Genomic DNA, 13,029 nt, shown 5'->3' on the forward strand with positions numbered 1-13,029 from the left:
ACGCCCGAGGGGGCCGCGGCGTGTGCCGCGGCCCCCTCGTCGTGCGTCCCGCTAGTCCGGCGGTCCGGTGGTCGGCGTGTGCGCCGGCCGGACCCGGAACCAGCCGTCGTCGTCCTCCTGGCCCCCGTCGGCGCTCCCGCCGCCGCGGCTCAGGAAGACGTTGACCGTGGCCCCGCTGGGCAGCCGCGTCCCCGGGTCGGGGTTGACCGCGGCCACCGTCCCCTCCTGCTCAGAGGAGTTCAGGCGGGTGCCGGACACGTTCACCGTGTACCCGGCCTCCTCCAGGGCCGCGACCGCGTCGGCCTCGGTCCGCCCGACCACGTCGGGCACCCCGCCGTCGTCGGAGGCCGGGCTGGGGTCGTCGTCCGGCTCGGACGAGGGCGGCCTGGGCACCGACGTGGAGCCGAACCTGCCCGGTGCGGACGGCAGCTGCTCGACCTCCAGGCCCTCGTGGGCGCCCTGGAAGCTCTCCTTCCAGATCTGGCCGGAGATCGTCGCACCGTAGACCACCGAGAAGTAGCGGTCGCCGATGGTGACGTTGCGCAGCGGGTACTGCTGCGGGCCGCGCGGGTCGGCCACGAACACCGCGGACGCCATCTGCGGCGTGAACCCGGCGAACCAGGCCGCCGCGGAGCCGTCGGTGGTGCCGGTCTTGCCGGCCGCCGGGCGCCCGATGCCCAGGGCGCTGGCGGTGCCGCCGTTGAAGGTCTGCGACAGCAGGTAGGCGACGCCGTCGGCGACCTCCTCCTCCAGGGCCCGCTCGCACTCCGGCTCGATCTCGATCGTGGTGCCGGACTGCTTGTCGTCGATGCTGGTGATGGCCTGCGGCTCGCAGTACATGCCGCCCGAGGCGAAGGTCGCGTAGGCGTTGGCGACCCGCAGCGGGGACACCTCCTCGCTGCCCAGGGTGAAGCTGCTGTTGGCCAGCGAGTTCTCGTTCTCGGTGAACAGGGTGCCGTCGGCCCGCTTCAGGCCCAGCTTCTCGGCCATCTCCATCACGTCGCAGATGCCGACCCTGGCCTGCAGCTGGGCGAAGTAGGTGTTGGACGACGCCTTGGTGCCCGACACCATGTTGTGCGTGGTGCCCGAGGCCGTGTCGCCGGCGTTGCTCGGCGTCCAGGTCGCCAGGGTCCCGCCGTTGCAGCTGCGCTGCCCGGACACGGACACGCTGGTCGGCGAGTTGAACGCCGTGCTGAACGGCAGCCCCTCCTCCAGCGCCGCCGCGAGGGTGATCGCCTTGAAGGTCGATCCCGCCTGGAAGCCGGTGCTGCCGCCCCGGTCGGAGTCGGTGGCGAAGTTGATGGAGGTCTCGCCGAGCTTGCTCTCGTCCGGGCCGTAGTTGCGGCCCTGCGCCATACCCAGGATCCGGCCGGTGCCCGGCTCGATGATCACCTGGGCGGACACCTTGCGGGACTCGTTCTCCCGCGGCACCCACTTGTCGACGGCCTCCTGCGAGGCCTGCTGGACCTGGGGCTGGAGCGTGGTGTGGATCTCCAGGCCGGCGGTGCGCAGCCAGCGCGCCCGCTCGGTCTCGTTGGGGCCGAACCGCTCGTCCTTCTCGATCTCCTGGACCACGTAGTCGCAGAAGAACGGCTCACCGCTGGGGACGCACCCGTTGGGCGGGGTGTCCAGGTCCACCTCCAGCGGCTCCTCCTTGGCCTCGGCGGCCTCCGCCTCGGTGATGGAGCCGGCGGCGACCATGCGGTCGAGGACGACGTTGCGGCGCTCGACGGTCTGCTCGGGGAAGAACCGCGGGTTGTACAGGTAGGGGTAGCGGACCAGGCCCGCGATGGTGGCGGCCTGGTGCAGCTCCAGCTCGCTGGCGTGGACGTCGAAGTAGTGCAGTGCGGCCGACTCGACCCCGTAGGCGCCGTCGCTGAAGTAGGCGATGTTGAGGTAGCCCTCGAGGATCTCGTCCTTGGTCATCCGCTTCTCCAGGGCGACGGCGTACCGCAGCTCCCGGATCTTGCGGGCGATCGTCTCCTCGCGGGCGGTGTCCAGCTCCTCCTGCGAGGTGGCGGACTCGATCTGGACGTTCTTGACGTACTGCTGGGTGATGGACGAGGCGCCCTGGGTGTTGCCGCCCAGGGTCCGCAGGGCGGCGCGCAGCGTGCCCGCGACGTCCAGTCCGCCGTGCTCGTAGAAGCGCGCGTCCTCGATGGCGAGGATGGCGTCGACCATGACCGGTGAGACGTCGTCCAAGGGGACGAGCTCGCGGTTCTGGTCGAAGATCTCGGCGATGACACCGCCTTCGGCGTCATAGATCGTGGAGCGCTGCGGGGGAGGCGGCGTCTCCAGGTTGCTGGGCATGTCGAGGAACCCGGCGGCGATGTTGCGGGCGGTGATGCCCACACCGCCGACAGCGGGCAGCGTCAGCGCGGCGACCAGAAGGCCCGCTATCGCACTGACGACGACCAATTGGCTGATTCTCTGAAGCAATGTCCCCTGACCCACCCCATCAGACTAAGTGACCACATGTGCGCGGAGAGGTGCGCTGTGGATCGGATGGTGCTCGGACGTACCGAAACGCCCGCGGCACCGCGCGGGCCCTGTCCCCCAAACCATCTTTTCATGTGTTATCGCAGCCCTTGCCCCCTTCGGTTCGGCCGTGCAGGGACTCCGGGCCATCACGGCGGCAGGGATCGCGCCGACCGCGCAATGGCCCGAGCGGACCATATTCGATGAGATGGAATGTGGGTCGAGTGGGTTCTGTCGCAACGGCCCCGAAGTCCGTAACTTTCTGAACAGCGGGGCGGGCCTTCGTCCGACCCACTCGTCAGCCGGAGCCTACCCTTTCCCGGCGCCCGCTCGGAGCACGCGGTCACCCGGGCTCCCGGCGGTCACAGCCCACCCACGGGGGTGCAGCGCACATGTGGATTCACCAGTGGACGACCCGGGCACGCTGCCGGAGGGTCGATCCCGACGCACTCTTCGTCCAGGGCGCGGCACAGAACCGCGCCAAACTCATCTGCCGGGACTGCCCCGTGCGCAACGAATGCCTGGTGGACGCGCTGGACAACCGGGTCGAGTTCGGCGTGTGGGGAGGCATGACCGAGCGCGAGCGCCGGGCCCTGCTGCGCAAGCACCCGCAGGTCACCGACTGGGCCCCGCTTCTGGAGGAGGCCTGCCGCGAGGGTGAGGAGGACCTCGTTCGCGACCTGGTCCGCTGCGCGTCCGCCGCGGTGGCCGCCACCGCTCCCGCCGACGGCCCCTGATACCGGGCCACCCACACCACACGCGCCACCGTGGACACTTCCGTCACCCGCGTTCCGGTGGTCGCCCCCGATGCCGGGCCGCCCGCGTCGGCGTTGTCGGCACCACACGTGACCTACGGACACACCGGTGACTCACGCCTCCGTGGTCGTGCCCGGTGCCGGGCCGTGCGCCGGGGCCGCACACACCACAGATGCCCCTGTGTACGCTTCCGTCACCTGTGCCCCGGTGGGGGCACCCCTGACGCAGGGCCGCCTGCATAGGCGCCGCCCACACCACAGGCGTCCCCACGGCCACTTCCGTCCCCTGCGCCCCCACGGCCGCCCCCGTACGGCCGCTACGCCCCCCGGGCCAGGGCCGCGCCGATACCGCGCAGCCCCTCCAGGTCGTGCACGTCCTCGGGCAGGGCGGGGACCTCGGCCACCCGCACCCCCGGGTGGGCGGACACCGTCCGCTCCCGCAGCCCCCGCTCCCGCAGGTGCGTGCGGACCAGGTCGGCGTGCAGCCGCAGCGCGGCCGAGGCCCCCGGGTGCGACCCCGCCGCCTCCAGCGCCTCGGCGGCCGCCGTCGCGGCCCCGGCGTCCAGCCGCGCGCCCGCCCCCGCGGGCAGCGGGTGCGTGCGGTTGACCACCAGCCCCGCCAACGGCATCGCGTCGGTGGCGAGCCGGCGCATGAAGTACGACGCCTCGCGCAGCGCGTCCGCCTCCGGCACCGCCACCACCACGAAGGCCGTCCCCGGTGCCTGGAGCAGGCGGTAGGTGCGCTCCGCGCGCTCCTGGAACCCGCCGAACACCGTGTCGAACGCCGCCACGAACGCCCGCAGGTCGTTCAGCAGCTGCGCGCCCAGGATCTTGCCCAGTACGGACGTGACCAGCCCCACGCCGGCGCCCAGCAGTTTGAACGCGCCGCTGGGCGCGGGGGCGCTCAGGAACTTCACCAGCCGGCCGTCCAGGAACCTCCCGAGCCGCTTCGGCGCGTCCAGGAAGTCCAGCGCGGACCGGCTGGGCGGGGTGTCCACCACGATGAGGTCCCACTCCCCGGACTGGCGCAGCTGCCCCAGCTTCTCCATCGCCATGTACTCCTGCGTGCCCGAGAAGCTCGTGGAGAGGGTCTGGTAGAAGGGGTTGCCCAGGATCTGCCGGGCCCGCTCGGGGTCCGCGTGCTCCTCGACGACCTCGTCGAAGGTCCGCTTCATGTCGAGCATCATCGCGTGCATGCTCCCCGGGGTCCCCTCCGGCAGCGGCACCAGGCTCGGGGTGTTGTCCAGTGAGTCCAGCCCCATCGACTGGGCCAGCCGCCGGGCCGGGTCCACGGTGATCACCACCGCGTTCCTGCCGCGTTCGGCGGCCCGCAGGCCCAGCGCGGCGGCGGTCGTGGTCTTGCCCACCCCGCCCGCCCCGCAGCACACCACGATCCGCGTGGCCGGGTCGTCCAGCAGCGCGTCGACGTCCAGGCGTCCGGCACTCACCGGCGCACCCCCTGTTCGGCCATGCGGCGGGCCAGACCCTCCAGCGCCGCCCGGTCCACCCCGCCCTCCAGCAGGGGCAGTTCCACCAGCGGCGCCCCGGTGCCCGCCAGCTCCGCGCGCACCCGGCGCTCCAGCAGCACCCGCCGGGCGTGCGCGCCCACCTCCTCGGCGAGCGACTCCGCGAGGTCCCCGGCGTCGTCCAGCCCGGCGGCCTTCAGCCCGGCGGCCAGCTCCCCGAGGTCGGCCCGCCCGGCCGCCGCGTCCGACAGCGCGTCCCCCGGCAGCAGCGGCGGGCGCGCCATGTTCACCACGACCATGCCCACGTGCAGGCCGAGCGCGCCGACCTCGGCGATGCCGTTCCGGGTCTCCTGGGCCGGCATCTCCTCCAGCAGCGACACGAAGTGCACCCGCGTCCGGTCGGAGCGGATCACCTCCATCACCCGGTCGGCGTGGTTGCGGATCGGCCCCACCCGGGCCAGCCCCGCGACCTCGGAGTTCACGTTGAGGAACCGGCCGATCCGCCCCGTGGGCGGCGCGTCCATGACCACCGCGTCGTAGTGGAAGCGGCCCTCCGGACGGCGGCGCCCGCCCTCGCGGCGGCGCACCGCCTCGGTGGCCTTGCCGGTGAGCAGGACGTCCCGCAGGCCCGGCGCGATGGTCGTGGCGAAGTCCACGGCGCCCAGGCGGGTGAGGGCCTGCCCGGCCCGGCGCATGCCGTAGAACAGCTCCAGGTACTCCATGAGGGCCGCCTCGGCGTCCGCGGCCAGGGCGAACACCCGGCCCCCGCCGGGTACCGCGTCGATCTCGCGCTCCTCGTAGGGCAGCGGCGGGGACCCGAACAGGGTGGCGATGCCCTGCCGTCCCTCGACCTCCACCAGCAGCACCCGCCCGCCGTCGGCGGCCAGGGCCCGGGCCAGTGCCGCCGCCACGGTCGTCTTGCCGGTGCCCCCCTTGCCGGTGACGATGTGCAACCGGGCGCCCGCGCACGCCCGGGCGGGGTCGGGATACCGTGCTCGGTCCTCTCGCTCGCTCACTCCACGGAGTCTATGCGGGCGTCCTCGCCGCGCGCGGAGGGCCGTCCGCATGAGTAATGTGGCGGCGTCGACGTGCCCGGATCCGCCGGGCGCACCGCACAGGGGGTAGTCACCATGAGCAAGTGGGAGTACCAGACGGTGGCGCTGCTGTCGCACGCCACCAAGCAGATCCTCGACAACTGGGGCTCGGACGGCTGGGAGCTGGTCTCCGTCGTCCCCGCGCCGCTGCCCGAGGGCACCGACCCGCGCAACCAGCAGTACGTCGCCTACATGAAGCGGGAACTCTAGACATGGCCACCCCCGAAGAGCGGATCGCCGAGCTCGGGCTGACCCTGCCCCGGGTGGCGGCCCCGGTCGCCTCCTACGTCCCGGCCGTGCGCAGCGGCTCCCACGTGTACGTGTCCGGGCAGCTGCCGTTCGTGGAGGGGGCGCTCCCCGCCACCGGCAAGGTCGGCGCCGACGTCACCCCGGAGGCCGCCAAGGAGCTGGCGGCGGTGTGCGCCCTCAACGCCATCGCGGCCGTGCGCGCCGAGGTCGGCGATCTGGCCAACGTCGTGCGCGTCGTCAAGGTGGGCGGGTTTGTGGCCAGCGCGCCCGACTTCACCGGCCACCCCGGGGTGATCAACGGTGCCAGCGACCTGCTCGCGGCCGTGTTCGGCGACGCGGGCGTGCACGCCCGGGCCGCTGTCGGCGTCGCCGCCCTGCCCTTGGACTCGCCGGTCGAGGTTGACATGATCGTCGAGGTCGTCTGAGCGAGGAGGATCCGATGTCGAGCGGTTCGGACCGGAGCGGGCCGGCGGTGCCCCGCGCGGCCGCCACGGTGGTCCTGCTGCGCCCCGCGGGCGCGGGCATGGAGGTCCTGCTCATGCGCAGGGTGCGCTCCATGGGGTTCGCCCCCGGCGCCTACGTCTTCCCCGGCGGCGGGGTGGACGTGCGCGACGAGGCCGCAGGCCTGCCCTGGACCGGACCGTCCCCGCGGGAGTGGGCGGACGTGCTCGGCGTCGACGTCCCCCGGGCCAGGGCCCTGGTGTGCGCCGCGGTCCGCGAGACGTTCGAGGAGACGGGGGTGCTCCTGGCCGGGGAGCCCGGCGGCGACGGCCCCGTCCTGGACACGGCGTCACAGGAGTGGGAGCGGGACCGGCTGGGGCTGATCGACCGCTCCCGCTCCTTCACCGACGTGCTCTCCGGCCGGGGCCTGGTGTTGCGCTCGGAGTGGCTGCGCGCCTGGTCGCGCTGGATCACCCCGGCGGCCGAGAAGCGCCGCTTCGACACGTGGTTCTTCGCCGCGGAGCTGCCGCCCGGACAGGCCTCCCGGGACGTGGGCGGCGAGGCCGACCTGACCCGGTGGATCGACCCGGCGCTGGTGGCGGGGGAGTGGGAGCGGGGGGACATGCCGATGCTCCCGCCGACCCTGGTCACCTGCGCACAGGTGGCGGAGTGCGGCACCCTGGGCGGGGTACGGCGGGCGGAACGGGATATCGTCCCCCTTGAGCCCGAAGTGCGCGTGGTCGACGGCCGGCTCCGTGTCTTCCTCCCCGACGGGATCGACTACCCCCTTCCCAGTGAGTGAGGTGCGATGAGGATCGACGGTTCCGGCACACTGCGCGCCGGCTGTGTCCTGTGCCCCAACCCCGGTCCGATGACCCTGGAGGGGACCAACACCTGGATCCTGCGCGAGCCCGGCTCCCGCGGGGTGGTGGTGGTCGACCCGGGTCCGCACGACGAGCGGCACCTGGAGCGGGTCGCGCGCACCGTGCAGGAGCAGGGCGCGCAGGTGCTGATGGCGGTCCTGACGCACCGGCACCCGGACCACTCCGAGGGCGCCCGCTACTTCTCCGAGCTGACCGGCGCCCCGGTGCACGCGGTCGACCCCGCGATGCGGGTGGGCGGTGACGGCCTGGCCGACGGGCGGCTGCTGGAGGCCGACGGGCTGCGGCTGCGCGTGCTGTCCACCCCGGGGCACACCGACGACTCCGTCTGCCTGTACCTGGAGGCGGACGGGGCGATCCTCACCGGCGACACGGTCCTGGGGCACGGGACCACCGTCATCGACGGCGACGACGGCCTGGGGCCGTACATGGAGTCGCTGTACCGGCTGCGCGACCTGGTGCGCGAGAACCAGGTGCGCACGCTGCTCCCCGGCCACGGGCCCATCCTCACCACCCCGGGCGCCGTGATCGACTCCTACATCGACCACCGCGAGTCCCGGCTCGCGCAGGTGCGGGAGGCCGTCGACGCGGGCGCCGTGCGGGTGGAGGAGATCGTCGACCGGGTGTACCCGGACATCACCGAGCAGATCCGCTTCGCGGCGGCGTCCTCGGTCCGCGCCCAGCTGCGCTACCTGTCCCTCAACGGCGGACTTCCCGACGGCGTCGAGGCCTGACACCCCTGCGCCCCGCTCTCCCCGCGCGGCCCGGTGCCCTCCGGCGCCCCCGCGCGGACCCGCCCGGAAACGGCGACGGGCTCCGGTCCGCGCGATTCCCGGCGAGGGGATTCGACGCGGGCCGGAGCCCGCCGTGCTCCCGCGCAGCGGGGCCGGTGGTCGCCGTGCCTAGCGGGCGCGGCGGCGCATGCGCTCGACGTCCAGCAGGACCACGGCCTTGGCCTCGATGCGCAGCCAGCCGCGCAGCGCGAACTCGGCGAGGGCCTTGTTGACCGTCTCGCGGGAGGCGCCGACCAGCTGGGCCAGCTCCTCCTGGGTGAGGTCGTGGTGGACGTGCAGGCCGTCGTCGCCCTCCTTGCCGAACTTCTCGGCGAGTTCGAGCAGGGCCTTGGCCACCCGGCCGGGGACGTCGGTGAAGACCAGGTCGGCCATCACGTCGTTGGTCCGGCGCAGGCGCTCGGCGAGGGACTTGAGCAGCTGGAGCGAGACCTGGGGCCGGCTCGAAAGGAACGGGCGCAGGTCGTCGTGGCCCAGCCCGGCCAGCACGGAGTCGGTCACCGCGACGGCGCTCGCGGTGCGCGGGCGCGGGTCGAACAGCGACAGCTCGCCGAACATCTCGCCCGGGCCGAGCACCCCGAGCAGGTTCTCGCGGCCGTCCACGGCCGTGCGGGTCAGCTTCACCTTCCCGTTGAGGATGACGTACAGGCGGTCGCCCTCGTCGCCCTCGTTGAACAGGGTCTGGCCCCGTCCCAGGCGCACCTCGTTGACCGAGGAGCGCAGTGCGGCGGTGTCCTCCTCGTCCAGGGTCTCGAACAAGGGGGCCTTGCGCAGCACCTCGTTGATGTCGTCCACCACATGTCCTCCTACTAAAACCTGACCGCCAACAGTGTGACGTATATCGCACCCGGGTGTGAAACCAGGTCGTTGCCTCGGCTTGTCCGCCGGGAGACCACGTGCCCACGACTGGCCGACGTCAGCCCCTGCGATCTTAGTCGTGATCGGCTTCTAGCAGGGATCTCCGCGCCGTGCCAGCGGGACATTGGTTACATAATCCCGTCCGGGGCCCCTCTGTTCCGCGAGGGGGTCGGACCTTCGGTGGACCGCGCGGCGATCCCCACGGCCCCCTACCCTGTGACGATGCCCCGTGACACACCGAACGCGAGCGTTCCCGCGCCCACCCCCACGGGGGAGAGCCGCCTCGCGCTGGTCCGACGTGCCCGCAGGATGTACCGGGAGCTCGCCGAGCTCTACCCGGACGCCCACGCCGAACTGAACTTCACGACCCCGCTGGAGCTGCTGGTCGCCACGATCCTGTCCGCGCAGTGCACGGACAAGCGGGTCAACCAGGTCACCCCGACGCTGTTCGCCCGCTACCCCGACGCCGAGGCCTACGCCGGCGCCGATCGCGACGAACTCGAGGGGATCATCCGACCTCTCGGTTTCTTCCGGGCCAAGGCGAACAGCCTCATGGGGCTCGGTCAGGCGTTGTGCGAACAACACGGAGGCGAGGTCCCAGGGAACCTCGCCGACCTCGTCAAACTACCCGGAGTAGGACGAAAAACCGCAAACGTACTGCTCGGTAACGCCTTCGATGTGCCCGGAATCACGGTGGACACCCACTTCGGGCGCCTCGTCCGGAGATTCGGGTGGACCGACGAGGAGGACCCGGTCAAGGTCGAGCACGCCGTCGGCGAGCTGTTCCCCCGCAAGGACTGGACGATGCTCTCCCACCGCGTCGTCTGGCACGGCCGCCGCGTCTGCCACGCCCGCCGGCCCGCCTGCGGCGCGTGCGCCGTCTCGCACTGGTGCCCTTCCTTCGGCGAGGGCCCCACCGACCCCGAGGCCGCGGCGAAACTGCTGCGCATGCGCTCCTTCGCCTGACCCCGCCCGGCCGCGACCGGTCCCGGGCGGCCGTGGCGGACACCCCGGGACCGAGGGGCCGCGCACATGCGCACGCCTGTCAGGAACGGGTGTCGTGCTTTGTACTCTGATGGTGTGAGCGTTGACACCGCAGGGTCGCCCTGCCGGGGTCCCATCACATGACGACCCAGGGGAGGGACGTGCCGGAGCAGCGCCGACGGCCCGTCGACGGCGGCCCGCCGACCCGACTCCCCTCCGAAGGCAGGTGCCGACCTTGAACCCGATGCCGTCCTGGCTCGCCTCGCTCTCCGACGCGGCGTCCGGGATGACCGTGCCCCCGCAGATGCGCCCGCCGCGGCACGGGGGCCGCGAGTCCGCGGTCCTCATCCTCTTCGGCGAGGGGCCCCACGGACCCGACGTGCTGCTCATCCAGCGCAACGAGGGGCTGCGCAGGCACTCCGGACAGCCCGCCTTCCCCGGCGGCCGGATCGAGCCCACCGACGCCTCGCCCGAGGCCGCCGCGCTGCGCGAGGCCGCCGAGGAGACCGGGCTGGTGCCCACCGGCGTGGACGTCGTCGGCCGCCTCCCCGAGCTGTACGTCAGCTTCAGCGACTTCCGGGTCGCACCCGTCCTGGGCTGGTGGCGCGACCCCTGCGAGGTACGGCCCACCGACCTGGGCGAGGTGGCGTCCGTCTCCCGGGTCCCCGTCGCCGACCTCGCCGACCCCGCCAACCGGGTCACGGTGCGCTACGGCGACGGGTCCCGCTGGGGCCCCGGCTTCCGGGTGGACGGCATGCTCGTGTGGGGCTTCACCGGCGCCATCGTCGACCGGCTGCTCTTCCTGGGCGGATGGGAACTTCCCTGGCACCGGGAGGGTCTCACCGATGTGTTCGAAGCGACGCCCGACGGACCGCGCCCGGTCGGCTGAGGCCGGCACCGCTCGCCCCGCGCCCGTGGGCAGCGCTCACCTTTGGAGGGCAATGTGCTCGACGTGATCCTGATCGTCCTGTTGCTGCTGTTCGCGGTGACCGGGTACCGACAGGGTTTCATCGTCGGTGTCTTCAGCTTCGCGGGGTTCATCGGCGGCGGCGTGCTCGCCGCGCTGACCTCTCCCGAGTACATCCAGCGGTGGGTGGAGGACCCCGGGAGGCAGGCGCTGGTGGCCATCGCGGTGGTCTTCCTCTCCGCCGCGCTGGGCCAGTTCCTGCTCTCCTACCTGGGCACCATGGTGCGCAACAAGGTCACCTGGGACTCGGCCCGGATCGTGGACGCCATGGGCGGTGCCGTCGTCAGCGGGCTGTCGGTGCTGCTGGTGGCCTGGTTCATCGGCAGCACGGTCGCCAACTCGGCGCTGCCGTTCGTCGCCGAGCAGGTGCGGGGCTCCCGCATCCTCCAGTCCGTCGACACCCTCATGCCGGAGTCCGCGCACAGCGGCTTCTCGACGTTCCGCCGCGTGGTCGACCAGAGCGCCTTCCCCCAGGTGTTCAGCGGCCTGGGCACCGGTGAGCTGGCCGAGGTCGAGCCCCCGGACCCCGACGTGCTCACCACCCCCGAGCTGATCGAGGCCAGCCGCAGCGTCGTCAAGGTGCTGGGCACCGCCCCGTCCTGCCAGCGCCGGGTCGAGGGCACCGGGTTCGTGTACTCCGACGGCCGGGTCATGACCAACGCCCACGTGGTCGCCGGGGTCACCGACGACCTGCGGGTGGTCACCCGGGAGGGCCACCAGCTGGAGGCCACGCTGGTGCTGTTCGACGCCCAGCAGGACCTGGCGGTGCTGCACGTGCCCGAGCTGGACCTGTCCCCGCTGGAGTTCACCCACGAGGCCCCCCAGGGCGGGGACGCCGTCGTCGCCGGGTTCCCGCGCAACAGCGGCTTCACCGCGGTCCCGGCCCGGGTGCGGGCCCGCCAGACCGCGCAGGGGCCCGACTTCTACCACTCCCAGCAGGTGAGCCGGGAGATCTACCAGGTGCGCGCCGTGGTGCGGCCGGGCAACTCCGGCGGTCCGCTGCTGGCCCCCGACGGCACCGTCTACGGGGTGGTGTTCGCCGCCGCCACCAACGAACCCGAGACCGGGTACGTGCTCACCGCCGACGAGGTCGCCGAGAACGCCGAGCGCGGGCTCGCCGCCTCCGCCGAGGTGTCGTCCCAGACCTGCGACTGACCCGGACCCGGGGGCGCCGCGGCGCCCCCGGGCCGCGCCGGGCCCTCCGAGGAGGCCTGTGGCGTCCGGGGCGGGCGGGAGACGGTGCCCGGTGACACCTGTGACGTGTGAGGGCTCCTGTGGCGCTCTGCCGACCCCGTGGCGTGCGCGGCGCGGGGTCGGCGCCGCCCCTGCGGGCGAGCGGCGCGGTGGTGTGCGGGACCGCCGGGAGCCGCGTCGCCGTGTCGTCGGCGCCGTGGCGGGCGCCCGCCGGGCACCGAGGCCCCCGGGTGAGCGGGGACCGGGGCCGCGCCGCCGGGAACGCGCGAGGGCGCCTCCCCGCGGTGGGGAGGCGCCCTCGTCGTGTCGTGGCCGGGACCCTAGTTGGAGCTGGGGTCCGGCGTGATCGGCCAGCTCATGCGCACGATGGTGCCGTGCTCACCCGGATCGATCTTCACCTCGTCGGCCAGGCCGGTGATGACCGCCAGACCCAGCCCGGGGGAGAACCCCGAGATCCCGCCGGGAGGGGTGTCCTCACCGTCGAGGAAGAGTCCGTCGAGGAGGGGCTCGGTGTGGTCGGCGGGTTCCGGGGCCTCCGTGGCCGGGGCCCGGTCCGAGACGACCACCTCGAAGCGTCGGGTCGCGCTCCCGTTGGCGCGCAGGATACGGCTCGCGGTGTCGGAACGGGGGTCCGACACCGGATCAGGCCCGCCGTCGTCGATCAGCTGGAGCAGGATCGGCTGCGTCGGGCAGTGCAGCTTGTGCGCCGCGACAGCCCGGGAGCACGCCTCACCGACCGCCAACCGGATCTCGTCGATGGTGGAGGCGGGGATGCCCGCCCGCCGGGCCACGGTCGCGGCCATGAGCCGGGCCGTGCGCACGTGGGCCGGAAGCGCACTGATCGTGAGCGTGATGGTCGCCATCGCTCGCT

At 73.1% G+C, this 13,029-nt stretch carries 13 protein-coding genes; 8 read left to right on the forward strand and 5 right to left on the reverse strand.

Annotated features, from left to right (window positions below):
- Nucleotides 1–51: 51 nt before the first annotated feature.
- A complete protein-coding gene (locus BUE45_RS23775) occupies nucleotides 52–2,439 on the reverse strand; it encodes a penicillin-binding protein (protein WP_073381816.1) in 2,388 nt (795 codons plus the stop codon).
- A 431-nt stretch (nucleotides 2,440–2,870) separates the two neighbouring features.
- Here BUE45_RS23775 and BUE45_RS23780 point away from each other — a divergent pair, with 431 nt between their 5' ends.
- On the forward strand, nucleotides 2,871–3,215 hold the full coding sequence (locus tag BUE45_RS23780; protein WP_073381819.1) for a WhiB family transcriptional regulator: 345 nt from the start codon (nucleotides 2,871–2,873) through the stop codon (nucleotides 3,213–3,215).
- A 335-nt stretch (nucleotides 3,216–3,550) separates the two neighbouring features.
- Here the strand turns inward: BUE45_RS23780 and BUE45_RS23785 are convergent, their stop codons facing one another.
- Nucleotides 3,551–4,681 carry an ArsA family ATPase gene (locus BUE45_RS23785; RefSeq protein ID WP_073381821.1) on the reverse strand — a complete coding sequence of 377 codons (1,131 nt, stop codon included), beginning with the start codon at nucleotides 4,679–4,681 and terminating at the stop codon, nucleotides 3,551–3,553.
- Entirely contained in the window at nucleotides 4,678–5,715 is a 1,038-nt protein-coding gene (locus BUE45_RS23790) for an ATPase BagA (RefSeq protein WP_073381824.1), read from the reverse strand. Before BUE45_RS23790 ends, BUE45_RS23785 begins: the two co-directional genes overlap by 4 nt.
- Before the next feature lie 114 nt (nucleotides 5,716–5,829).
- On the opposite strand from BUE45_RS23790, the gene BUE45_RS23795 reads away from it, so the two are divergent.
- From BUE45_RS23795 to BUE45_RS23810, 4 genes are read left to right on the forward strand one after another with little or no spacing between them, the layout of a single operon-like run.
- Nucleotides 5,830–6,003 (forward strand): DUF4177 domain-containing protein, encoded by a 174-nt coding sequence (locus BUE45_RS23795; protein WP_073381827.1) that lies wholly within the window; start codon nucleotides 5,830–5,832, stop codon nucleotides 6,001–6,003.
- 2 nt (nucleotides 6,004–6,005) lie between these two features.
- A complete protein-coding gene (locus BUE45_RS23800; protein WP_073381830.1) occupies nucleotides 6,006–6,467 on the forward strand; it encodes a RidA family protein in 462 nt (153 codons plus the stop codon).
- 14 nt (nucleotides 6,468–6,481) lie between these two features.
- On the forward strand, nucleotides 6,482–7,285 hold the full coding sequence (locus BUE45_RS23805) for an NUDIX hydrolase (RefSeq protein ID WP_073381833.1): 804 nt from the start codon (nucleotides 6,482–6,484) through the stop codon (nucleotides 7,283–7,285).
- Nucleotides 7,286–7,291: 6 nt separating this feature from the next.
- On the forward strand, nucleotides 7,292–8,098 hold the full coding sequence (locus BUE45_RS23810; protein ID WP_073381835.1) for an MBL fold metallo-hydrolase: 807 nt from the start codon (nucleotides 7,292–7,294) through the stop codon (nucleotides 8,096–8,098).
- Nucleotides 8,099–8,266: 168 nt separating this feature from the next.
- On the opposite strand, the gene BUE45_RS23815 is transcribed toward BUE45_RS23810, so the two are convergent.
- A complete protein-coding gene (locus tag BUE45_RS23815) occupies nucleotides 8,267–8,953 on the reverse strand; it encodes a Crp/Fnr family transcriptional regulator (protein ID WP_084737744.1) in 687 nt (228 codons plus the stop codon).
- Between the two features lie 282 nt (nucleotides 8,954–9,235).
- Between BUE45_RS23815 and nth the strand changes: the two genes are divergently transcribed.
- The 3 genes from nth to BUE45_RS23830 all read left to right on the forward strand — a co-directional run bounded on the left by nth (nucleotide 9,236) and on the right by BUE45_RS23830 (nucleotide 12,119).
- Nucleotides 9,236–9,979, forward strand: coding sequence for an endonuclease III (nth, locus tag BUE45_RS23820; RefSeq protein WP_178378632.1), 744 nt, complete (start codon nucleotides 9,236–9,238; stop codon nucleotides 9,977–9,979).
- Between the two features lie 253 nt (nucleotides 9,980–10,232).
- Entirely contained in the window at nucleotides 10,233–10,886 is a 654-nt protein-coding gene (locus BUE45_RS23825) for an NUDIX hydrolase (RefSeq protein ID WP_073381839.1), read from the forward strand.
- Between the two features lie 54 nt (nucleotides 10,887–10,940).
- A complete protein-coding gene (locus tag BUE45_RS23830) occupies nucleotides 10,941–12,119 on the forward strand; it encodes a MarP family serine protease (RefSeq protein ID WP_073381842.1) in 1,179 nt (392 codons plus the stop codon).
- Between the two features lie 359 nt (nucleotides 12,120–12,478).
- Here BUE45_RS23830 and BUE45_RS23835 read toward each other — a convergent pair whose 3' ends face one another.
- Nucleotides 12,479–13,021: an ATP-binding protein gene (locus BUE45_RS23835; protein ID WP_073381845.1), complete on the reverse strand. Its 543-nt coding sequence runs from the start codon at nucleotides 13,019–13,021 to the stop codon at nucleotides 12,479–12,481.
- Nucleotides 13,022–13,029 lie beyond the last annotated feature (8 nt).

The organism is Nocardiopsis flavescens (assembly GCF_900141985.1).
Taxonomy (GTDB): domain Bacteria; phylum Actinomycetota; class Actinomycetes; order Streptosporangiales; family Streptosporangiaceae; genus Nocardiopsis; species Nocardiopsis flavescens.